This window comes from Solibacillus sp. FSL R7-0668 (genome assembly GCF_038006205.1).
GTDB lineage: Bacteria > Bacillota > Bacilli > Bacillales_A > Planococcaceae > Solibacillus.
The window spans coordinates 290865-312906 of record NZ_JBBOUU010000001.1 but is presented as its reverse complement, the minus strand read 5'-3'; the positions used below and the strand labels follow the sequence as shown (position 1 = coordinate 312906).

General features: G+C 39.5%; 21 protein-coding genes and 1 riboswitch. Of the genes, 9 read left to right on the top strand and 12 right to left on the bottom strand.

Annotated features, from left to right (window positions below):
• Positions 1 to 36: 36 nt before the first annotated feature.
• The 6 genes from MKX47_RS01535 to MKX47_RS01510 all read right to left on the bottom strand — a co-directional run bounded on the left by MKX47_RS01535 (position 37) and on the right by MKX47_RS01510 (position 7729).
• Positions 37 to 1284, bottom strand: a complete 1248-nt coding sequence (locus tag MKX47_RS01535; RefSeq protein WP_340770344.1) for a substrate-binding domain-containing protein — start codon at positions 1282 to 1284, stop codon at positions 37 to 39.
• A gap of 123 nt (positions 1285 to 1407) precedes the next feature.
• A complete protein-coding gene (locus tag MKX47_RS01530) occupies positions 1408 to 4539 on the bottom strand; it encodes a BTAD domain-containing putative transcriptional regulator (protein ID WP_340770342.1) in 3132 nt (1043 codons plus the stop codon).
• A 154-nt stretch (positions 4540 to 4693) separates the two neighbouring features.
• Entirely contained in the window at positions 4694 to 4879 is a 186-nt protein-coding gene (locus tag MKX47_RS01525; protein ID WP_340770339.1) for an amino acid transporter, read from the bottom strand.
• A 427-nt stretch (positions 4880 to 5306) separates the two neighbouring features.
• On the bottom strand, positions 5307 to 5987 hold the full coding sequence (locus MKX47_RS01520) for a GNAT family N-acetyltransferase (protein WP_340770336.1): 681 nt from the start codon (positions 5985 to 5987) through the stop codon (positions 5307 to 5309).
• The gene (locus MKX47_RS01515; RefSeq protein ID WP_340770334.1) at positions 5988 to 7100 is read right to left on the bottom strand and encodes a mandelate racemase/muconate lactonizing enzyme family protein; all 1113 of its coding nucleotides are present in this window, start codon (positions 7098 to 7100) and stop codon (positions 5988 to 5990) included.
• A gap of 17 nt (positions 7101 to 7117) precedes the next feature.
• Positions 7118 to 7729 carry a flavin reductase family protein gene (locus MKX47_RS01510; protein WP_340770332.1) on the bottom strand — a complete coding sequence of 204 codons (612 nt, stop codon included), beginning with the start codon at positions 7727 to 7729 and terminating at the stop codon, positions 7118 to 7120.
• Positions 7730 to 8544: 815 nt separating this feature from the next.
• On the opposite strand from MKX47_RS01510, the gene MKX47_RS01505 reads away from it, so the two are divergent.
• The 9 genes from MKX47_RS01505 to MKX47_RS01465 all read left to right on the top strand — a co-directional run bounded on the left by MKX47_RS01505 (position 8545) and on the right by MKX47_RS01465 (position 16922).
• Positions 8545 to 9810 (top strand): L-lactate MFS transporter, encoded by a 1266-nt coding sequence (locus MKX47_RS01505; protein ID WP_340770330.1) that lies wholly within the window; start codon positions 8545 to 8547, stop codon positions 9808 to 9810.
• A 92-nt stretch (positions 9811 to 9902) separates the two neighbouring features.
• Positions 9903 to 10337, top strand: a complete 435-nt coding sequence (locus MKX47_RS01500; RefSeq protein ID WP_340770328.1) for a DUF2269 family protein — start codon at positions 9903 to 9905, stop codon at positions 10335 to 10337.
• Positions 10338 to 10442: 105 nt separating this feature from the next.
• The gene (locus MKX47_RS01495; RefSeq protein WP_340770326.1) at positions 10443 to 11627 is read left to right on the top strand and encodes a YbfB/YjiJ family MFS transporter; all 1185 of its coding nucleotides are present in this window, start codon (positions 10443 to 10445) and stop codon (positions 11625 to 11627) included.
• A gap of 55 nt (positions 11628 to 11682) precedes the next feature.
• Positions 11683 to 12516 carry a MerR family transcriptional regulator gene (locus MKX47_RS01490; RefSeq protein WP_340770324.1) on the top strand — a complete coding sequence of 278 codons (834 nt, stop codon included), beginning with the start codon at positions 11683 to 11685 and terminating at the stop codon, positions 12514 to 12516.
• Positions 12517 to 12627: 111 nt separating this feature from the next.
• Complete coding sequence (gene norA / locus MKX47_RS01485; RefSeq protein WP_340770321.1) at positions 12628 to 13791, top strand: multidrug efflux MFS transporter NorA; 1164 nt, start codon at positions 12628 to 12630, stop codon at positions 13789 to 13791.
• A 90-nt stretch (positions 13792 to 13881) separates the two neighbouring features.
• The gene (locus MKX47_RS01480) at positions 13882 to 14439 is read left to right on the top strand and encodes a DUF1273 domain-containing protein (protein ID WP_340770320.1); all 558 of its coding nucleotides are present in this window, start codon (positions 13882 to 13884) and stop codon (positions 14437 to 14439) included.
• A gap of 106 nt (positions 14440 to 14545) precedes the next feature.
• Complete coding sequence (locus tag MKX47_RS01475; RefSeq protein WP_340770318.1) at positions 14546 to 14857, top strand: hypothetical protein; 312 nt, start codon at positions 14546 to 14548, stop codon at positions 14855 to 14857.
• 355 nt (positions 14858 to 15212) lie between these two features.
• On the top strand, positions 15213 to 16604 hold the full coding sequence (gene fumC, locus MKX47_RS01470; protein WP_340770314.1) for a class II fumarate hydratase: 1392 nt from the start codon (positions 15213 to 15215) through the stop codon (positions 16602 to 16604).
• A 102-nt stretch (positions 16605 to 16706) separates the two neighbouring features.
• Complete coding sequence (locus MKX47_RS01465) at positions 16707 to 16922, top strand: hypothetical protein (RefSeq protein WP_340770312.1); 216 nt, start codon at positions 16707 to 16709, stop codon at positions 16920 to 16922.
• 51 nt (positions 16923 to 16973) lie between these two features.
• Here MKX47_RS01465 and MKX47_RS01460 read toward each other — a convergent pair whose 3' ends face one another.
• The 6 genes from MKX47_RS01460 to MKX47_RS01435 all read right to left on the bottom strand — a co-directional run bounded on the left by MKX47_RS01460 (position 16974) and on the right by MKX47_RS01435 (position 21973).
• On the bottom strand, positions 16974 to 17390 hold the full coding sequence (locus MKX47_RS01460; RefSeq protein WP_340770309.1) for a DUF1284 domain-containing protein: 417 nt from the start codon (positions 17388 to 17390) through the stop codon (positions 16974 to 16976).
• A gap of 47 nt (positions 17391 to 17437) precedes the next feature.
• Positions 17438 to 18199: a prepilin peptidase gene (locus MKX47_RS01455; RefSeq protein ID WP_445683567.1), complete on the bottom strand. Its 762-nt coding sequence runs from the start codon at positions 18197 to 18199 to the stop codon at positions 17438 to 17440.
• Between the two features lie 168 nt (positions 18200 to 18367).
• Entirely contained in the window at positions 18368 to 19678 is a 1311-nt protein-coding gene (locus MKX47_RS01450) for a nucleobase:cation symporter-2 family protein (RefSeq protein ID WP_340770304.1), read from the bottom strand.
• An 86-nt stretch (positions 19679 to 19764) separates the two neighbouring features.
• Positions 19765 to 20337, bottom strand: a complete 573-nt coding sequence (locus MKX47_RS01445) for a xanthine phosphoribosyltransferase (protein ID WP_340770302.1) — start codon at positions 20335 to 20337, stop codon at positions 19765 to 19767.
• A 150-nt stretch (positions 20338 to 20487) separates the two neighbouring features.
• A riboswitch (purine riboswitch) is annotated at positions 20488 to 20589 on the bottom strand.
• Between the two features lie 135 nt (positions 20590 to 20724).
• Positions 20725 to 21375: an RNA 2'-phosphotransferase gene (locus MKX47_RS01440; RefSeq protein WP_340770299.1), complete on the bottom strand. Its 651-nt coding sequence runs from the start codon at positions 21373 to 21375 to the stop codon at positions 20725 to 20727.
• Between the two features lie 46 nt (positions 21376 to 21421).
• Positions 21422 to 21973, bottom strand: coding sequence for an HD domain-containing protein (locus MKX47_RS01435; protein ID WP_340770297.1), 552 nt, complete (start codon positions 21971 to 21973; stop codon positions 21422 to 21424).
• Positions 21974 to 22042: the final 69 nt, after the last annotated feature.

Genomic DNA, 22042 nt, shown 5'->3' with positions numbered 1-22042 from the left:
AGACGACACCCCTGTCATCTGTTCGTATTTGCCAGTTTAATTCATAATCGGTGGCTCTGTTTCTTCTGGTGATAGTTCGCGAATTAGCACCGGAATCGGGTAATCAAACTCTGCGACTTTTTCTAATTTAATGGCATACATCGGCTGTAATGCTTGGTGGTCTTCTTTACGGAAAGTCATTGTGCCTTTTGGCGTATCAAATGACATGCCTTCCATTAATGGAATTAAGGTATTGCCATCCGCATCGCCACCTGATTTTTTCAGAGCCTCTACAACCGCTACTGCTGCCGAGAATCCACCTGGTGTAAATAAATCAGGCACTTCGCCATTAAAGCGTGCTTTGTGTTCTTTTACTAACCAATCATTGACCTCATTTTTTGGTAATGTATGGTGATACACAGTGAAGCCTTCCATACCAATTAATGGCTCCATAAATTGAAGTGCGATAATGTCAGGCGCACCTGTCGAAATTTTAATGCCCTTTTCTTGAAGCTTTAAATCGGCAATTTGATTCCATGGAGAGTTCGCTCCTGCCCAAACAACAAATAAAAAGTCTGGTTTGGCATCAATAATTTTTTGTAAGTTCGATGTAAAATCGGTTGCCGCTGGATCTGCATATTCCTCTAAAACGATTTCAGCCCCTAATTCTTCTGCTGCCGTTTTGAACGCTGACACCCCATCCCAACCAAATGAATAGTCCGGTGCGAATGTTGCAATCTTCACGCCGTCTCCCGCAATGGCTGCCGCCGCTGCGTAGGCATCCTGTGAAGAGTTACGTGCAGTTCGGAAAATATAGGGATTGAATTCTGAACCTGTAATACTATCCGCTACTGCTGGCTCAACTATCATAATTTTCTCGTACTCTTCAGCTAACGGTAAAACAGCTAACGTATCCCCCGAGCTAGAAGAGCCTACTAAAAAGTCAACTGCATCATCTTCTAATAGCTTCGTTGCTTTTTGCACTGCTACTTCTGGCTTTGTTTCTGTATCTTCCCAAACAACTTCAATTTTGCGCCCTTCAACTTCCATCGTGCCTCCTGTTGCATACTCTAGGCCCAGTTCAAAACCATTCTTCGTTTGCTTGCCGTACGATTCAAGCGCTCCTGTTAATGAAGCAAGAACGCCTACTTTAACAGGATCACTTGAAACAGCTTCTTCTTTACCGCTGTCTCCTTGTACGTCTGAATCCGTATTGGTTGAAGCGCTTTCATTTGAGTCGTCATTACACGCAACTAATAAAAATAGCGATAATACCGCAAAAACTAACCATAAATGCTTTTTCATTAACTGTCCCTCCTAGCAATATTTTCAGCATGAATTGCTGCTTTATCGTACTTTACCAACCTCAAGTTACAAATGAGTTACAAAAAAGCATCCCTTAAGTTGTTATCACTTAAGGAATGCCTTTTACATTTTTAAAACCAGTTCATATAATTGCTCGGTCGTTTCCATTGGAGCGAGCTGATAGTGTTCGTCTAATACTTTGACACAGTCATCATAATTTTTTAGCGCTTCTCTACGGTTTCCTAAGTAATAATGCGCCAATATTAGCAAACGGTACGCTTCTTCATGCCCCTGATCCATTGTGCGCATGCGATTGGCCCAGTGGATGACCTTTGTGAATTCTTGTAGCCGCACATAATTTTGGGCAAGGCGTTCCATTCCCTTTAACACTTTCTCCTCATAAGAAGTACGCAAGGCAGCTACCCACTCCCGATCAAGGTCTGAACAAAATGGCGCGTCTGCAAAGTGAATCGCTAGCTTCAACCATTCATTCGAAACTTTCGGTGTCCGCTCATCAAACCCCTTTTGCAAATAATAGTCGAATAAAACGACATCACTTTGAATCCAAGCTGTTTGGAGCTTATAGAGATGCTGACGTCGGATTATAAAATGGCTTTCTTCACGAGCTGAACGGCTTGGCTCTAATGTTTTTAACATCGCATTGTAGACGACCTTCATATCGCGTACCATCGCTTCCTCGTCATCCTGCCAAATTACTTCGCATAATTGCTGTTTGGACACAAATTGATCCCGGTTACTATACAAATATAAAAACAATTCTTTCGCCTTCATTCTTTTCCATTCTTTATCATGTACTTCCTGTTGCTCGCGTTGAATCGTCACAGGACCAAATAACGTTAAATCCAATTTTGTCTTTGGTATATTTTCTGCCACCATCAGGGAAAGCAAATCCTGCTGCTTGCCTACATATTGTGCCAATCGGATAAATAATAGCGCATTTTGTGGACCAAATAGCGTACGTTTTTTAAGAAAGTACGGATATTTTTCTGAGCAAAGATCCCAATAGACTTCATATGCCTGCATCGCCTGTGTTCGTTTCCCTAATTGCTCGTAGCAAAAGGCCAACCAAAACGAACAAATCATTTGGCCGTAGCTATCCTCACTACTTGTATAATAAGCAAGGGCTTGTTTGGCCGTCTCCAATGCCGCCTCATAATGCTTGTTTTCTGCCAACACTTTCGTCAACGCCGCTAAAAGTAGCGCTGACATCCAGTAATCATGTACTTTTTCTGTTTCCTTCAAGCCTAGTTGCGCATGACGTTTTGCCTCATTTACATTATCTCGGTAGTACAAAACAAGACCCATATAACATTCTGCTTTTACCCGCTTCACATGAATTTGCTCCATCAAATCTAATGTTTCATCTAAGCACTGCTTGGCTAAGGTCGAATCTTTTGTATCTATATTTAATAATGCAAGACCTTTTCTCAGCTTTGTGATCGCAAGCGTAAAGGGCATATCCACTAACTGTTCTTTCTCACTTTCTATAATGCGTGTAAAAGCTTGCTCATTTTCACCCATTAAAACATCAATGAGGACAAGTAATAAATCCGTTGTTCGATGGGCCTCTTCCCACCGTGATTGCCTCGCCTGCCGTTGCTGTAGGATGTCCTTTGCTTGCTCGAGCTGACCTTGACGTAAATACATACGTGCATCAATATTATTTAAGCTGAGCTCCAAATTTTGCCCATTACTCCAACGCTGTGCTTCGCCTGCTTTCCCTAAATTAATGAGATTTTCGGTGTAGTAGCAGTTAATTAGCTGCCTTTCTTCCTCGCTTACCTTCACTTGCTTTAATAATTCAATGGCCTGCTGTAAGTGAACTTCAGCAAACACTGGCTGTAATGTATCCAAATAAATATTCGCTAAGCCAAACTGTGCCCGCATCATAAACAACGCATCTTGCGCCGATTGTGCCTTATGAAAACATGCCATGTACGCATTTTTCGCTTTTTCATATTGTGCCCGGTATCGCTGACTCTCCCCTTCATAAAATAGCAATTGGTAGTTTTTATCCTCAGGAGACAAATCTTTTAACCGATCCAGCAAATATTCAAACTGCCCCGCCTCAATAAACTGTGGCGAAAACTGTAATAAAAGCGTTATATAAATAGCTCTATTTTTTAGTTGAGCCGCATGAGAAACAGCCTGTATCCCTTGCTGCTGACGGGCATAGTAATATGCGGCCTCCTTATTAAACTGCTCAAAAAGTTCTGGTGCATGCTCTTGTAAACGCTGCTGTAAAAACTGTTGGAATAACGCATGAAAACGATACTTCGTGCCTCCTGCTAAAGGAATGACAAAAGCCAGATTTTTCAGCTTTTCATGCATGTTCTCTACCCAATTTGCCCCATAAAAGTGCGTCAATTCTTCTAGTGAAATAACCTGATGAATGCCTAGCTTCAACAAATCCTGCTGAAACTGTACATCCAGCTTTTCAAAAACTTCTGCTGATAAATACGCAAAAAAATTCACGACTGTCCCTTGTGCAATATCAACTAATTGACGCTGGTTATATTTGGCTTGATAGGCGAGTAACATGACCGCCATTGCCCACCCCTCTGTCATTTGCATAACAAAGTCACATTCTTCGTCCGACACCTTGCGTTCGAAATATGTCTCAAATAAAAATTGTACGTCTTCCTCAGAAAATATAAATTCATGTTCTAAGCATTCAATCAGTTGATTGTTCATTCGTAATGGAAGGAGGCAATTCCATTCCAACATTTTTCGCGAGGCGACGATTAAATGATGTTGCCGGGGCAAATATTGAAGCACCTGATTCATGACATAATTTATCGCAAACACATGGGACACATGGTGGTAATCATCCAACACGATAATGAGTGGCTTTGTAATTTTATGCAATTCATTTACAAGCTGCTTTGAAAGCTGCAATAAATCTTCTACATTATGAAACTTTAAGTTCGTATCCCAACCTTTTAGGTTTTCACCAAATGACGGAAAATGTTGTTGAACACTATAAATGAGATGCCTTAAAAACGGAAAAATTGAATCATCATCTGATGTCGTTTGATACCACGCACATAAAGCCTTACTATCATGGATAAATTGACTAAGAAGCGATGTTTTTCCGTAACCTGCGCTCCCATGCAATATCGTGCATTTCGTTTGTTGCCAACCAGCTAGCTTCTTCATTAAATTCGCTCGTCGTAAATAGTAATTCGTTGGAGTTGGAGGAATTAACTTTGATACAAAAATATGTTGTTCCATGCGACCACTCCCCACACATCAATTATCGAACAATATTTTAACACAAACCATATTTTTTTTGCTTTTTATAGCGAAATTTATCGTTTATAATTATTCGAACCTACAAACTTTACTGCCAATCATTTTATTGCCATCTGTAAAAGTATATGCATTTTCAACTAAATATTTTATCCATCACAATACCGCCAATAATTAATAGAGCAGCGATTACCATACAGCCAATCATAAAATAGCCAATATAACGGATCGGTTTTGGCATTTGTTTTAATTTATATGAACTTGGTGTGCCAACATGCTTTTGATAGTGCTCATCTACGTCATTAAATGGCTTTTTATCCATTTTACTCCCCTCCTTTTTGGTCTAAACGAGATTCTCCACATGAATTTTCAGTAATTAATGTATGAAAATCTGTATAAAAACAATAGAAATCAACTAATTTTTCTTTATTTTGTAACCGTAACCAATCAATATATAGCTTGATATAAAGCGGTTTCAAGAATTTCCCCTCGAAAATTCTCCACTACATTTTACTTTACTTAATTTTCTGATTATTGTATAGTTATAAAAAGGAGCTGATACAATATGACAAACTATACTTACTTAACAACAGATGAAAATGATGTATCTTACTTATTCGAAGATGATGGTGATTTCTTCGATTTAGACAGCTTTGATGACAATGATATCTAAGGAGTAAACACACAACATGGAGTCTAGTAAATCGATAAAGGATGTGGCGAAAAACTAAAACTCGCCACATCCTTTATTATTTCACATATTGTACAAGCCACGTTTTCCCATCTTGCTTCATGGAACGCCCAACGAAGCCGGCTTTTAATAATTGTTGCTGTGTTTCTGTGTCGTCCATCGATACGAACGCTTCTTCTTGCCACGTAGACTGTTCCTCACGCATGAAATCCTTCATAAACACATAGCGTAATTTCCCGCCGTATTTATATTTCAGGGCGGCAACATGCATCCCTTGCGAAAATTTATCCTTCAAGCTCGCAATATTGCCCGGCATCACCGTGGCACAAACAACAGTAAATTTGGTTAAATCCATTTGCTGCATAATAAGATCCGCCATTGTCCGCTGCAACCCAAATCCTCGGTAATGTGGGTGAACATTAGAAATTTCCTGATAGAGCACCTTTTTTAGCTCTGCTACGGTCGTTAAACCAATGTCATAGCCTAAATGCTCGTCATCAATTTCAGGTTGGAGTAAGGCACGGAAGGCAATCAATTTCCCTTCAACAAATACCCCAATCATCACACCATTGCCACGTAAAATAAAGCCTAACTCATCCTCATCCAGTGGCTGCAAGATGGCTTTATTTTCAAGCGCTTCAACCACCTCTAACTGTAGTGTCATCAATTGCGGAATATGTGCTTCCGTTAATACATGGACCTCATATACAGCTTGTCCTAAAGTTCCTGTCGCAATCATTTACTGCACCACACAGCTTTCACGTGTCAATTCGGCTAAGATCGCTTCATCGACATCCACACCAAGGCCAGAACGTTCTGTCAGCTTAATAAACGGCACATCATAATGAAGATTCCCGATATCCTTTGAGAATTTTAGTGGCCCTGTTAGCTCAACACTTGTGAAGGCTTTATTTGAAAATGCGACATGGAAACCAGCTGCAGAGCCGACTGATGATTCTACCATGGAACCGATTTGACATTCCATTCCAGCCATTTCTGCCATATGGGCAAGCTTCATCGCTGGATAAATACCGCCACATTTCATGAGCTTAATATTGACCTTATCGGCTGCACGCTTGGCAATAATTTCACGCATTTCTCGCACCCCACGTAAACCTTCATCAATCATTACAGGAATCGTTGTTTTCGCTTTGATTTCTACCATGCCGTCAATATCATCTGCACGCACTGGTTGTTCAAGCCAATCAATATTTAGATTTTCTAGCTCACGCACTGCCTGCATCGTTGTCGAGCTATTGACCCAACCTTGGTTGACATCCACACGAATGGCAATTTGGCTCCCCACACGCGTGCGTACTGCTTGAATACGTGCCACATCACTTGCGACATCACGGCCAACCTTCATTTTGAATGAGTTGTAACCCATTTCTACGCGTTCAGCTGCTTCATTGGCCATTTTTTCAGGTGTTCCAATGCTTAATACATGCGTAATGGGGAATTTATCGTGATAGCGACCACCTGTTAATTGATATGCAGGTACGCCTAGCTTTTTACCGACAACATCAAAACATGCAATATCAATTGCGGCCTTTGCTGCAGGGGCACTGTAAATAATGGCATCCATTTTGGCGTGAATTTTTTCAAAGTTCATTGGATTTTCGCCAATCATTGCGGGGGCTAATGTATGCTGTAAGACTGCATACGTGCCTTCTAATGTTTCCCCTGTAACATGCTCATCTGGAACCGCCTCGCCCCATCCAACTAAGCCACACTCTGTCGTCATTTTCACGATAATGGATGGCATATTGGGATAAGTGCCATAACTAACGATAAATGGCTCTATTAATGGTAATTCGATATTAAAAAGTTCGATTGTTTGGATTTTTAACATAGTATTGCCTCCTCTATTTACTGCGGGCGTTCTATTGTGAATTGCTCCCCAATTTTTGCGTAATCATTACCCGCTAAACGACTAATTGCCGCCAGTTTTTGCGGATTGATCTTCCCGTCTTCATAAATCGTATCTTCTATATGATAGTACACTACTTTGCCGATGATAAGGTCACACCCTACATTATTTTCATCGCCACCAAGCTCTAACACTGTGTCAAGCTCACATTCAATGCGTACTTTTGATTCTTTTACACCTGGTACAGCAATTTTAGTGCTTTCCACTAATGTCAATTGTGCACGTTCCACTTCACTTTCATGCGGAGGCATATTTGCAGCCGTTTCATTGACCTGCTCGACATTGTCTGTATCCACAATATGCACGACAAACTGCCCCTTTTGCTTAATATTGCGGGCGGTGTCCTTCATTTGCCCCACTTTTCGCTGAATACTTACCGAAATCATCGGAGGATTTGATGACACAATATTAAAGAAACTAAATGGTGCCGCATTCACTACATCATCTTCTGATATGGATGTTACAAAGGCAATGGGACGTGGAATAATCGAGCCAATCAAAAATTTATAATTTTCACGCTCTGTTAGTTGCTTTGGATCAAGTTGTTTCATTCTACCCACCTCATTTCTTATCACTATTTTGACTTTAGAGAACTGTTTATTAAACGTCAATTCTTTTTTCCCCTCCCCCTTTTTTCAAAAGCATATTTATTCAATGGCTAAACCCAATGTTTTTCCCATTCCTATAGCAATCAAAATGAAGTTCATTTTTCTAAAAATAGGCCTGTTTTTACATTTTCAACTCCAAAAATATTTCTACATAAAACAAAATTCCCTATCGAAATTTCGAAAATTAACTTTTCTCCAAACTGTTATAAACAGTTTCACTTTTTGAAAGGCTGTTTCATTATTTATCGTTATTTTTTTATGAGTTAGCGTCAAAAACGTTGATTTCCCAATGCATAATACTATTCATCATTCATTTCGAGGTGTATTAGTAACTGTTATATTATCGCTTAAATAGTATCCAAACGTCACAACACAAAATTCCTTTATTAGAATTTAACAACAAAACTAAGCTATTTTAATTATTTAAGTACAATATTTTAAATTTATTTGTATTTTTTATTATTATTTTAAAATCCAATATCACCACTTTTAAATTTCAACAAAAAATTCGTATAAACGTTGAAAACACAGGCTTTCCCCTTTAAAAAACCAAAAATTTTTGCCACTTAAAGTACAATTTTTATTCTCTAAAAGAGAAATATATGTTTTTTCGACATAATTTATTTTTCAAATTTCACTTGCACAACATAATAAAATGATGTTAAGTTATTGCCATAGAAGGTCATAGATTTGACACATCTACTTAACACAGAAATTATCGTACAAAACGATAATTAATTTGTTTGAGGGGGAAATTTATGAAAAAGAATCGTTGGTTAATTGCTGCTTCCGCAATTTCTATCCACTTATCAATCGGAGGCGCTTATGCATATAGTGTGTATAAAAATCCAATTGCGACAGAGCTTGGATGGGATGCTTCTCAAATTACAATTGCTTTTACAATCATGATGGGCTTAGCCGGATTTGCTGCGGCATTATTCGGGGGTATCGTAGAAAAGTTAGGACCTCGTAAAGCTGCCATGGTCGCGGCTGTTCTATTCGGACTTGGACAAGGTGGCGCTGGCGTTGCTATTCTTTCGGATTCAGTTGTTCTATACTGGCTTACGTACGGATTATTAAGTGGACTCGGGATGGGGATTGGTTATATTGCTCCGGTATCCACGCTCGTAAAATGGTTCCCAAATCGCCGCGGTTTAGCGACAGGGATGGCTGTTTTAGGATTTGGTTCAGGTGCATTAATTACCGCGCCAGTTGCTGCTAGTTTAATGGCGGCTATCGGGATTGCCAACACGTATTTTGTGTTGGGTGTTAGCTATTTCATCCTAATGATGCTAGGTGCCTTATATATCGCTCCACCAAAACCGGGTGATGTAGAAGAAGCAACCGTTTCAGGTAAAGTAAAAACGCAAGAAATCGCGCAAATGTCAGCGCGTGAAGCAGTAAAAACAAAGCAGTTTTGGATGCTTTGGGCAATGCATCTTATTAACGTAACATCTGGTTTAATGATGATTTCAGTTGCCTCACCAATGGCACAAGAAATCGCAGGTCTTTCAGTCGCAGCTGCGGCAACAATGGTTGGCTTAATGGGCTTATTTAACGGTGGGGGGCGCTTAATTTGGGCGGCAGCATCGGATTATATTGGTCGTCAAAATGTATTTGTCATTTTCTTTGTCATTCAATTAATCGCATTCATGACATTACCATTCACAACAAACGTGATTATATTCCAACTATTTATTTTCTTAGTTGTTAGTTGCTATGGTGGTGGCTTCTCGAACTTACCAGCATTTGCGTCGGATTTATTTGGTACAAAACAACTGGGTGTGATTCACGGCTACTTACTAACAACATGGTCACTTGGTGGTATTTTTGGTCCGATTATTGTATCAACAATCCGCGAAGCAGCGAATAGCTATGTTCCGGTGTTCTATGTATTCAGTATTTTAATTGCGATCTCATTCGGTATTTCATTATTACTCCGTTCTGATGTGAACAAGATGAAAAAACAGCGCGTAGAAAAACAAGCACAACATACGGGAGAACGTTCACCTGCACATTCTTAAGGGGTTTATAGGCAAGCTACGTTAAGGGGACGTAGCTTGCTTTTTTCATTCGTGTTACACTGACAGTAATAATTGGTTAGTGAGGGATGAATTTGCTCTACAACATACTATTATTTGCACATGTCATCAGTGCGGTCGTCGCAACCGGTCCGCTCTTTGCGATTTTGCCCTTATTAAGTCGGATGAAAAAGGCCCCTGAAGCAGAAGCATTAAGCTATGTAAATGCCTTACAAGGTGTCTTGCGCGCTGTTGCACATGGGGGACATTATGTTGTGCCAACAGGGCTAGTGCTTATTCATTTTAGTGGTTGGTCATGGGGAAGCTCTTGGTTAATCGTAACGTATATTGCTATGACGCTTTCTCTTTATTTTATGGCTACCGCATTTAAACCAGCGAGAATCTATGCTAAAAATGCCGACTTTTCAAAAGATACATATATTCATATGGTCAAAGTGGCAACATGGAAATACATCGTGCTGATGGGCTTTTTCATTTGGCTGATGACGTCGAAACCTAACTTTTGGTGAAAAGTTAGGTTTTTTCTTTTCTTATACGACAATTCTCTCTATTAATCTCGAATTCGATAATGTTACAATTTGGAAAAGGGGATTATTTATGAAGGGGGAAATTTTATGAATCGACAGCATATGGGCGTTATTGTTGGTGGCATATTGATGTTAGTGGTGGCGATGGGCATTAGCCGATTCGCCCTTACACCATTGCTACCATTTATGCGCATTGATGAGCAATTATCATTTACACAGGGTGGTTGGCTGGCATCGAGCAACTATGTTGGCTACTTTGTCGGTGCACTTGGAGCCGGCTTTATTTACCGCGCTAAAAAGCATTTTCTACTATTAAATGTGGTCGTCAATGTAACATCCATTATTTTAATGGGGCTCATTGATTCTTATACGATTTGGATTATCTTACGATTGATTATGGGGCTTTCGAGCGGCTTTATTTTTGTATTAGCCTCCAGCATTGTAATGGATTATTTAGCTACCCATTTGCTGACACGTTGGAGTGGCTATGTGTTTAGTGGTATTGGTTTTGGGATTGCGCTTTCTGGATTACTCGTACCAATTCTTGAAGTGCGCGTCCATTGGCAAGGCTCATGGATTGGTCTTGGTCTATTGTCGGTAATTTTCTTACTGACAACAGTCGTTTTATGGCGACATTTGACGGTACCAAACCGAGTACCTGTTCCTAAGGGTGCACAAACCTCTATTTGGCATGGCTTTATGCCGTGGCTCATTATCGCCTATGGTTTAGAAGGACTAGGCTACATCATTACCGGTACGTTTTTAGTCGATATTATATACAATATTGAGGCGTTACGTAGCTTTGCGGGCTATAGCTGGGTTGTTGTTGGCATTGCGGCGATTCCATCCGCTCCGATTTGGATGCATTTGATGTCACGCTTTTCGACCATTTCAATGATGGGGCTCGCCTACGCAATGCAAATTATCGGTATTTTACTGCCTGTTTTGTCACAAACGGCTTGGAGTGTACTGTTATCGGCATTTTTATATGGCTTTACATTTGTTGGGCTTGTTACAATGTCTACTGGCTATGCACGTCAGCTATTTCCTCAGCAAAGCGCCTACGTCGTATCAATATTAACGACATTTTACGCATTTGGACAAATTATTGGTCCAGTCATAGCAAGCCGATTAGAAACATACTACGCATCTTTTAAGGCTCCACTGCTTTTTGCGGGTGGCACAGTAACCGTTGCCCTTATTATTTTAATGATTGGCCATTATTATAGTAAGAAAAAGTCTGTACCGATAGCGCAAGAATTGTACAATTAAGTGAAGGCGATTGTGGCGTTATGCACTACGTCGATTACTGGAGGGTACATATATTATGGAAGAAAACTATTATTCAATTGGTGAGGTTGCCAAGCTGACCAATATTTCGATTCAAACATTGCGCTATTACGATCAAATCAATTTATTTAAGCCATCTTACGTCGACCCAGCAACGAATTATCGTTATTATAAGGATTCACAGCTTTATTATTTAGATATTATTAAATCATTGAAATATATTGGGGTATCACTAGATGAAATCAAGGCTGCTCAGCAATTTACACCGAACGAATTGCTCGCCTTTTTACAGCAGCAAGAAAGTCTTATAGAACAACAGATTAATCGGCTGTATGATATTCAACAAACGCTCTATAAAACGAAAAAACAAATGCAGGAACAGCTCGCGATTGATGTCATGAATACGGTCTATATAAAATCAGAGGAAGCAATGCGTGTTTTATCGATTCAAACGAAGGAGCTCACACCTTATCATATTCCGAACGCCTATTATAGCTCGCTCATGAAAACGCTAGAAACGGAAAATAGCTTTTTAAGCAGTCGTTATGGCTGTATATATCCATTTGCGCACTATAGTAATTTAGATGACTTATTTTACAGCCATATTTTCACACCGATTTTAACAGATCGCTATATTACGCATTTGACGAGTGATATGGACGTACAGCTCATTCCAGAGGGACGCTATGTCTGTGTGGCCTTTATCTTTAATCGCGATGCCTATTTAGCCCAATATCAAAAGCTGTACCAGTATATTGAACAGCATGCATTGCCCATCGTACCAACCGTTTACGAGGTTTTTATGCCGCTGAATTATTCTCCTAATGATGAGGATGAATTCATCGTAGAATTGAAGGTACAACTTTTATAAATTTTTTACAATAATATTAAGCTATTCCTTTGACTCTATAGTTACTATAGGGTTTATGTTAGAAGGTGCGGATTAATGACGTATCTAACAACTTAATAAGGAGCAACAGCTATGAAAGACTATAAAGTAACGTTAGGATTGTTACTATTAAACTTATTCATCGCGTTTTTAGGGATTGGATTAGTCATTCCAGTACTCCCTACGTTAATGAATGAACTTGGCATTAGCGGCACAACGGTTGGTTATTTGACAGCCACCTTCGCCATTGCACAGCTGATCGTTTCACCATTCGCTGGTAAAGCGGTTGATAAATATGGCCGAAAGATTATGATCGTTCTTGGATTATTTATTTTCGGTATTTCGGAATTTTTATTTGGTCTTGGGAAAACGATTGAAGTATTATTTATTTCTCGCGTTCTTGGTGGGATTAGTGCGGCGTTTATTATGCCGGCTGTTACGGCCTTTATCGCGGATATTACTACGATGGAAACACGTCCAAAAGCACTTGGCTATATGAGTGCTGCGATTAGTACCGGCTTTATTATTGGTCCTGGTATTGGTGGCTTCTTGGCAGATATCGGTACACGTGTGCCGTTCTATTTTGCTGGTGCTCTTGGTACAACAGCTGCGATTTTATCGATTATTTTACTACGCGAACCACAACGTAATGAAGAGAATACTGAAAATGCACCTACACAAAAATCAGGCTTTAAACGCATCTTTTCACAAATGTACTTCATTGCCTTTATTTTAATATTTGTTGCATCATTTGGCTTAGCGGCCTTCGAATCATTCTTCAGCTTATTCGTTGACCATAAATTCGGCTTCACACCAACCGATATCGCCATCATCATTACCGGCAGTGCGATATTTGGAGCCATTGCACAGGTGGCATTATTTGATCGCTTAGCGCAAAAATGGGGCGAAATCAAACTCATTCGCTATACATTGATTTTATCAGCCATTTTAGTATTTTTAATGACAACAGTAAGCTCCTATTTTGCCATTTTACTCGTAACTTGCTTCGTGTTTGTCGGCTTTGACTTATTCCGACCAGCTGTAACAAGCTACTTGTCCAAAATTGCAGGCAATGAGCAAGGCTTTGTTGGTGGAATGAACTCAATGTTTACAAGTTTGGCGAATATTTTCGGACCGATTTTAGGTGGGATGCTATTTGATATTGACATCAACTATCCATACTACTTCGCTACAGTTATCTTAGTATTAGGGGTATTATTAACGCTTATTTGGAAAAAGCCGGCTTCGTACAAATAATCATGGATTCTAAAAATCCTTACTATTACCATAACAGGGTTGTACTGAAAACTTTCAGCACAGCCCTTTTCACTTTTGGGAGGACTCTTTATGAAATCACTTTATATTACAGGCTACCGACCACATGAGCTTGGGATTTTTAATGACAAGCATCCCGGTGTGGCCATCATTAAAATAGCACTTAAAAATCAGCTCCGTCTTTTTTTAGATGATGGGCTGGAATGGGTTATCATTAGCGGCCAACAAGGTGTCGAAACATGGGCTGCGCAAGTCGTACTTGACTTAAAAGAGGAATACCCCGAACTCAAATATTCCATTATTACGCCCTTTTTAGAGCAAGAAAAAAACTGGAATGAACATAAACAAGCGACCTATATGCATATAGTAAGTAATGCGGATTTTACGACTAGCGTGACAAAGCGCCCTTATGAAGCACCGTGGCAATTTATCGAAAAGGATAAATTTATTATCGATAATACTGATGCTACCCTACTCGTATATGATGAAGAAAACGAAGGCTCTCCCAAATACGTGCATCGCCTTGTACAAAAGTATCAGGACATCCATGAAGATTACGAGCTTTTCATCATCAATGCTTACGATTTGCAAATGGTGGCTGAAGATTTGCAGCGCGGAGAAGATTGGTAAATTCACGTTTTAAAGAAATTACTAAATTAAATTAATTTTCAGATTATTTTTTCGTTTTTCAGGTATACTATATTTAGAAGTAAATGCCATTCAAGGGGGTTACTAGATGAATCAATTAGCTATGATTACAGAAACAAGTCCAGTCAACATTCAACATCACACGTACAAACGCGAGTGTCGCTATACACGAGGGGTTCATATTCCTTTAGCAGACATTGAAAATATTTTAAACAGCATGAATGAAGAGACCGTTGCGTACTTCGAATTCCACAATATCGCAAAGGAAATTAAACAAGGGACATTTTTAAACGGCTATAATGGTTTTGCAACAATTATTGCAGACTACTATAGACGTGAAAAAGGAATCGAGATTTTAGAATTAACAAATGGTCGCGACTTTTATGTGAAAATCATTTAATAAAGGGGTGGCAAATTACGTGAATACCGGACTAAACAACGTCTAATACATCGACAATTCTTCGATGTGTTAGGCGTTGTTTTATGTTCATCACTTTTTTTAAAATATGAAATGAAACGGTTGACTTTCCAATTGATAAGGATTATCATTATCAGTGCAAGGAAGACATCTTAGTTGTTAACAAACTTTCGAGACCGTTCCCCCCAGTTCAGGTTCGAAAACTCATTAATTACTTTACTCATATTTCGAAAAGATTATTTCTTTTCTCCTGAAAGAATGGCAAATCTCCTTACAAGATTTGCCGTTTTTTCATAGCTCAATTTTGGGTATACCTATAGAGAAGGAGTTGTTCAAAATGGATTATCGTATTGAAAAAGACACAATGGGCGAAATAAACGTACCCGCAGACAAGCTTTGGAAAGCTCAAACACAACGTAGCTTGGAAAACTTTAAAATTGGCACAGAAAAAATGCCGATAGAAATCATTCATGCGTTCGCCATCTTAAAGCGTTCTTGTGCACTCGCTAATAATAAGCTCGGCAAATTATCAGATGTCAAAGCGAAGGCGATTATAGCAGCGGCAGATGAAGTATTAGCAGGCAAGCTGGATGACCAATTCCCTCTTGTCGTTTGGCAAACAGGTTCTGGTACACAATCGAATATGAACGTAAACGAAGTACTTTCCTTCCGCGCAAACCAGCTTTTAGCGGAGCAAGGTGCTGATGAAAAGGTTCACCCAAATGATGATGTCAATATGTCACAAAGCTCAAATGACACATTCCCTACTGCCCTTCATATAGCGGCTGTTATTGCGGTGGAAGATTTAGTATTACCAAAACTAAATGTATTAAAAGCAACTTTACAGCAAAAGCAAGATGCTTTTAAAGACATTATTAAAATTGGGCGTACACATTTACAAGATGCGACACCACTTACATTAGGCCAAGAAATATCTGGTTGGACACATATGCTAGTGAAATCCGAAAGAATGATTCAAGTAACAAGTGACTTTATGAAGGAATTAGCAATTGGTGGAACAGCTGTTGGCACTGGGATTAATGCACACCCAAAATTCGGAGCCATGGTCGCTGAAGAAATCACTGCTTATACCGCGAAAAGCTTCCTAACAGCCGAAAACAAGTTCCATGCCTTAACTTCGCATGATGAAATCACAACAGCTCATGGTGCATTAAAAGCATTAGCTGCCGACTTAATGAAAATTGCCAATGATGTGCGCTGGTTAGCAAGTGGTCCTCGTTCGGGTATCGGGGAAATTACGATTCCTGAAAACGAGCCCGGCTCATCAATCATGCCAGGTAAAGTGAATCCGACACAATCAGAGGCCCTGACAATGGTCGCCTGCCAAGTATTCGGCAACGACGCAACAATTGGCTTTGCTGCGTCACAGGGGAACTTTGAATTAAACGTATTCAAGCCGGTTATCATTTATAACTTCTTACAATCGGCTCGCCTGCTTGCAGATGCAATGCAAAGCTTTAACGATAACTGTGCAGTTGGCATTGAACCGAATATGGAAGTGCTAGGGGAAAATTTACGCAATTCCTTAATGCTCGTAACGGCGTTAAATCCTTATATTGGCTATGAAAATGCTGCTGCCATTGCGAAAAAGGCACATAAAGAAGGCACAACATTAAAAGAAGCGGCATTAGCTTCGGGCTTATTGACAGAGGAGCAATACGATCAATATGTCGACCCAGCAACAATGATTTATCCGAACGCAGAGTAAGCATTTTGCGCGCACCTTGTACAAATTTGTGCAAGGTGCTTTTTAGTTTAATAAACATCGCCCAAGAGGTAAATACTTTTTATATCGAAAGGATGTGTTCTTATGAAGAAAATTGAATTGATCGAGGATGGCTATGAAATTGTGGTGGCGATACCACATAAAGCCGATTCTCCCATTATTGAAGCCGATGCGTATTATAAGGATTTTGATGACTACCGAATTTTGATTTTGGCTGATTCTGAGGAAAAGGCGGTCAAAATTGCGATGAGGGAATTGTTGACTAATCACCCATTTGAGCAGGTCATTCGTGAAATGTAGGTAGCCACTATTTGCTTGAATATGAAAGAACGTAATGCCGTCTTTCTGGCATTACGTTACAGGATATAGTCCTTTATTTTGCTGAATATGACCAACACCTTCTTCACATACACCGTATTCACGCCAGCTACAATCAAAACAAACTTCGTGAATAACAGCGGGTGTCACACTTTTCTTTACACGCTGCTCTACCTCATGCCATGTTAATACATCCCCAATTTGTAGCTGAAGCTTTTGTAAAAACGCCGCATCTTGCTGTGCCACACGTTCGGCATCACAATGATAGGGCTGATCACATGGGAATTTTGCACATAAATCATCCGCCCCAGCAATCAGTTGGAAAGGCGTATGCGGATTTTGGCGCAATTGCGCATGCACCTTTTTCATATTGTCGGCATATTCCTCTGAATAGCCCATTCCTCTAAAGCCAATTAAGCAAAATAAATGATGCCCTCGTAGTTGTAGCATATGTCACCTCTTGTGTTAACTTGTTATATATTTAAGATAACACATTTTCATTCTATCCACTGAAAAAAGTTCAAATAAGCGGCCATGATTTCTATCCCATAAAAGTAAACAACCAGTGCTGCGATTACAATGGCTGGTCCAAATGGGATTGGCGTTTTACGTCCCTGTTTACGCGTAATGAGCAGGACTCCACCAAAAACAAGACCGAGTAGCGCAGCGAAAAATAGCGTTAGTAATGTATTCATCGTCCCTAAAACAAGTCCGAGTAAGAAAAACAGCTTAATATCGCCCCCACCCATGCCCCCTTTTGAGACGATGGCAATGAACCACAGGATTAAAAAGCCAATAACTGCCCCAAGTACACCATCCCACCAAGGTGTTAACGGTGAAATAATCCGCCCTATAATAAGTAACGGCAAGAAAAATAGCAGCACTTTGTCAGGAATAAGCATATAGTTAATATCTGAAACGGTAATAATCATTAATAGTGAAATAAATAACAGCGCGACGATAAGCTCCCACGTCCAGCCAATGTGCCATGTCGCAAAAGCAAATAATAACGCAGTTGCCGCTTCAACGAGCGCATAAATTGGCGAAATTCGTATGCCACATGCTCGACATTTCCCGCGCAATAATCCATAAGAAAACACCGGCACTAAATCAAGTGCACTTAATCTATGTTCACAGCTTGGGCAATGCGATGGCGGTATAATCATTGATTCATTTTTGGGCACGCGCAAACCGACAACATTAAAGAACGAGCCCAATATTGCACCGATCATGGCCATAAAAAATACCATTAGCAACATCTCCTTTCCCTATCATTCGTGCATCTATCATTCCTTTCCTTCAAAATTGCGCAAACTGTCGATTTGAACAAAAAAATCACCTACCTCAACTAAGTAAATAGTCAAAGTAGGTGATAACGTTCTATTTCTAACAAGAATGTGGGGTACTTATTAGAAACTACTATTTAATTATTCTACATGCATCGGATCTTCACGTTTTGGACCAATCATATTAAATAAAATATTTAACACAATCGCTGTTAACGCACCCGCTACGATACCGTTTGATGTAATGACGGTAATGACTTCCGCTAACCAAGCTGGCATGCCTTGTGTTACGTTGGCAAACACTCCTGGTACGCTTGCTACGCCGACACCTAAGCCAACTGCAAGTGCTGCAACCATGGCATTTTCCATTGATTTTGCGATTTCAGGTGCTAGCATTTTCACACCTTGTGTAATAACCATACCGAACATCGCTAACATCGCTGCACCCAGTACTGGTGTTGGAATGATTGTTGTGATCGCTGCTAATTTTGGTAAGAAACCAAGTGCAACTAGCATACCACCTGTAATGTAAATTACTTTGCGGTCACGCACGCCAGACATTTGAATCAGCCCAACGTTTTGAGAGAATGTAGTATACGGGAAGGCGTTAAAAATACCACCGATAATCGATGCTAACCCTTCCGCACGATACCCTCTTGCTAAATCCTTTGAAGTTAAATCTTTTTTACAAATATCACTTAATGCATAGTAAACACCTGTTGATTCTACCAATGATACCATCGCTACTAATGTCATCGTTAAAATAGCTGAAGCATTGAATGTTGGCGTTGCTAAATAGAATGGCTGCATAATGTGTAACCAAGACGCTTCTGCCACTGGTGTGAAGTCTACTTTATCCATGAAAATCCCGATTACTGTACCGGCAACTAAACCAAGTAAAATCGAAATAGCGCGAACAAAGCCGACTGTGAAGCGGTACACCACTAAAATAATGACTAATGTAATCATAGCTAATGCGACATTTGAGCCCGATGCGAAATCAGGTGCGCCTTGACCGCCACCCATATTGTTAATCGCAACTGGAATTAAGCTAATTCCGATAATTGTTACAACCGAGCCTGTTACAACTGGTGGGAAGAACGGAATTAATTTACCAAATAACCCGCCGATTAATACGATAATTAAACCTGATGCGATAATTGCACCATAAATATCACCTAAGTTGCCACCTGAACCAATGGCGATAATCGGGCTTACTGCTGTAAACGTACAGCCTAATACGACTGGTAAACCAATCCCGATAAATTTACCTTTCCAAACTTGTAGCAGTGTTGCAACACCACACATGAAAATATCAATTGCGACTAAATACGTCATTTGTGCAGAGTCAAAACCGAGTGCACCACCGATAATTAATGGTACTAAAATGGCACCTGCATACATCGCTAATAGATGCTGAATCCCAAGCATCGTTGCTTTTGTGTTATTCATAAAAAAGTGTTCCCCCAATTAATGTGTACTCTATGATGAGTAAATTGACATCCTTGAAATGTATTACTTTTTTAAAACTATTTTATTTAATCGAAAAATTCAACTTTACCATTTGCTAAAGATTTAATATTTGCTAATGATTCGATGCGTAAGCCTTGATCGCGCATTATTTGACCGCCTGGTTGGAAGCCTTTTTCGATGACAATGCCTGCGCCTACGATTGTTGCGCCTGCTTGGTTCACAATATCCACAAGACCTTTTAAAGCCTCACCGTTCGCCAAAAAGTCATCGATAATGACAACATTATCATCCACTGATAGGAATTTTTTCGAAACGGAAATTTCATTCGTTTCGTTTTTCGTGAATGAATGTACGCTTGAAGTATATAAGTTATCTGTTAATGTTAATGATTTTCGTTTACGTGCAAATACAACCGGCGCGCCAATAGTTAAGCCTAAAAATGTTGCTGGAGCAATCCCAGAAGATTCAATCGTTAACACCTTCGTGATTACTTGGTCAGAAAAGCGTTTTGCGAACTCTTCGCCAACCTCCTTCATTAACATTGGGTCAATTTGGTGATTTAGAAATGAATCTACCTTTAATACAGCTTCCGAAAGCACTTGGCCCTCTTTTTCAATTTTTTCTCTTAACAGTTCCATGTTTAAGAGCTCCTCCTTATTTAAACTCAAACAAAAAAACTCGGACGGCCTGCTTTCTCAATCAATGAGTAAAGCAAGACTTCCGAGTAAATTCAAAAGTAATAACAAATGGACGGTTCAAATATTAATCAATAATTGGACAAATTCATTGGTTAAGCCTGCCTTACTCATAGTCGATTCCTTTACGGTGAATCGGTAGAAACTCGCAAGCCTTATCCTTGCTATTATATGAGTAAAGTTATTTAATTTAAATTTATGAATGTTCCAATTATAAGCATGGGAAAATGGAATTGCAAGAACCTTAGAATAATAATATTATTCATATTTTTCGGAAATTTAATAAAAAATACGATTTTTGGTCTATTAATGTTCGGTTTTTACGCTTAATTAGAGTGCTTTGATTAAATTTTCTTTGAATTTTTCAAACTTCGCACCATCATGTCCAAAATAACCCATACTGCGTGTAACAAATACAAGCATCTTTTTACCACTCGCAAAATGCATTTCTGCGAATGGACCTGCTTCTTCTAATGATTGGACTTTCGTAATGGCGGGGTTATAAATGATTAGGCTTTCAGCGAATTGCTTTTTAAATTGAGTAAATGCTGTCGTTCCTTGTAAAATCAAAATCTGGGGTTGAAATTCTTCTAATACCTCTTGGAATATTTCTTCCCCACGTGCATAATCTTCCGCATCCTCTTGCTTTGTCCATTTCGCATCATCAAGTGACGCTAATTGATAAGCATTTAATGCCGTATAGAGTAACGATTCTCCGCGCTTTTCCAACCACTCTTCAAATTGCAAGGAACCTTGAAATTCACGCGGCGCTCGATTTAGCTCATCTAAATATTCACGCTTTAATAATGTACGATTCATAAGAGCTTCTGCAAAAAACTTTTCATTATCATCCTCTACATAAAGCTGAGGCACGGTATTTGCACTTACTAGAAAAATACGTGATTTATAAGGATTACCCTTTGTTAAAAATGGTCTAAATTTCACCGTATTCTCTTGTTCAGCGATCAACCATTGATGCATTTTTTTATAAAACCCCACTGAAATAGGCATCCGCTTCTTCACTTCCTTAATAAGCAACCTTCACAAATAGCTTGTCTACCGCCTGCTGTAAATGTGGTAGTAATCGCGCATTCGGATGGTTTTCTTCAACTTGTTCTAGAATACTTCTATAATACCATTCTTGCTGCTCTTTTGGCGCATTGAAGTTCTCCCATAAGCCTTCTCCAAATTGCTCTAGCTCTGCAAAAATAGAGTTCACATTATGCGTTTTTTCAGCCAGTAGTATCGCCAGCTCGTCAGGTGATTTTTCTTTTATACTTGCGATTACAAATTCTTTACGGGTTTGCCATGAATAGCTTTTTGGCATTTCAGTCGTTGCCTTGACAAGCGCTAACACCTCTAACCCAAATAGCTCAGTTAATTCGGCTTCACTTGCTACATGATCTTCTAGAATATCATGTAGCAACCCGGCTGTAACTACGCTATCTCGGTAGCCGCTATGTTTTAATATTCGGGCTACTCCAAATAAATGGGTCGCATACGGAATTTGCATGGCTGTACGTCGTCGCCCGTCATATTTCAGTGCAATAAATTGTGTTGCTTTGTCTACTAAATTCATATTCGCTCCCCCTCTTTTATTATAGCATTTCCACTATCTCCATTTAGAATTTTATGTGACTAATTGTTA

Excerpts from the sequence above, each read along its gene's own strand:
- MKX47_RS01535 (WP_340770344.1), bottom strand. The coding sequence starts at position 1,284 with ATGAAAAAGCATTTATGGTTAGTTTTTGCGGTATTATCGCTATTTTTA.
- MKX47_RS01530 (WP_340770342.1), bottom strand. The coding sequence starts at position 4,539 with ATGGAACAACATATTTTTGTATCAAAGTTAATTCCTCCAACTCCAACG.
- MKX47_RS01525 (WP_340770339.1), bottom strand. The coding sequence starts at position 4,879 with ATGGATAAAAAGCCATTTAATGACGTAGATGAGCACTATCAAAAGCAT.
- MKX47_RS01520 (WP_340770336.1), bottom strand. The coding sequence starts at position 5,987 with ATGATTGCGACAGGAACTTTAGGACAAGCTGTATATGAGGTCCATGTA.
- MKX47_RS01515 (WP_340770334.1), bottom strand. The coding sequence starts at position 7,100 with ATGTTAAAAATCCAAACAATCGAACTTTTTAATATCGAATTACCATTA.
- MKX47_RS01510 (WP_340770332.1), bottom strand. The coding sequence starts at position 7,729 with ATGAAACAACTTGATCCAAAGCAACTAACAGAGCGTGAAAATTATAAA.
- MKX47_RS01505 (WP_340770330.1), top strand. The coding sequence starts at position 8,545 with ATGAAAAAGAATCGTTGGTTAATTGCTGCTTCCGCAATTTCTATCCAC.
- MKX47_RS01495 (WP_340770326.1), top strand. The coding sequence starts at position 10,443 with ATGAATCGACAGCATATGGGCGTTATTGTTGGTGGCATATTGATGTTA.
- MKX47_RS01490 (WP_340770324.1), top strand. The coding sequence starts at position 11,683 with ATGGAAGAAAACTATTATTCAATTGGTGAGGTTGCCAAGCTGACCAAT.
- norA (WP_340770321.1), top strand. The coding sequence starts at position 12,628 with ATGAAAGACTATAAAGTAACGTTAGGATTGTTACTATTAAACTTATTC.
- MKX47_RS01480 (WP_340770320.1), top strand. The coding sequence starts at position 13,882 with ATGAAATCACTTTATATTACAGGCTACCGACCACATGAGCTTGGGATT.
- MKX47_RS01475 (WP_340770318.1), top strand. The coding sequence starts at position 14,546 with ATGAATCAATTAGCTATGATTACAGAAACAAGTCCAGTCAACATTCAA.
- fumC (WP_340770314.1), top strand. The coding sequence starts at position 15,213 with ATGGATTATCGTATTGAAAAAGACACAATGGGCGAAATAAACGTACCC.
- MKX47_RS01465 (WP_340770312.1), top strand. The coding sequence starts at position 16,707 with ATGAAGAAAATTGAATTGATCGAGGATGGCTATGAAATTGTGGTGGCG.
- MKX47_RS01460 (WP_340770309.1), bottom strand. The coding sequence starts at position 17,390 with ATGCTACAACTACGAGGGCATCATTTATTTTGCTTAATTGGCTTTAGA.
- MKX47_RS01455 (WP_445683567.1), bottom strand. The coding sequence starts at position 18,199 with ATGTTGCTAATGGTATTTTTTATGGCCATGATCGGTGCAATATTGGGC.
- MKX47_RS01450 (WP_340770304.1), bottom strand. The coding sequence starts at position 19,678 with ATGAATAACACAAAAGCAACGATGCTTGGGATTCAGCATCTATTAGCG.
- MKX47_RS01445 (WP_340770302.1), bottom strand. The coding sequence starts at position 20,337 with ATGGAACTGTTAAGAGAAAAAATTGAAAAAGAGGGCCAAGTGCTTTCG.
- MKX47_RS01440 (WP_340770299.1), bottom strand. The coding sequence starts at position 21,375 with ATGCATCAATGGTTGATCGCTGAACAAGAGAATACGGTGAAATTTAGA.
- MKX47_RS01435 (WP_340770297.1), bottom strand. The coding sequence starts at position 21,973 with ATGAATTTAGTAGACAAAGCAACACAATTTATTGCACTGAAATATGAC.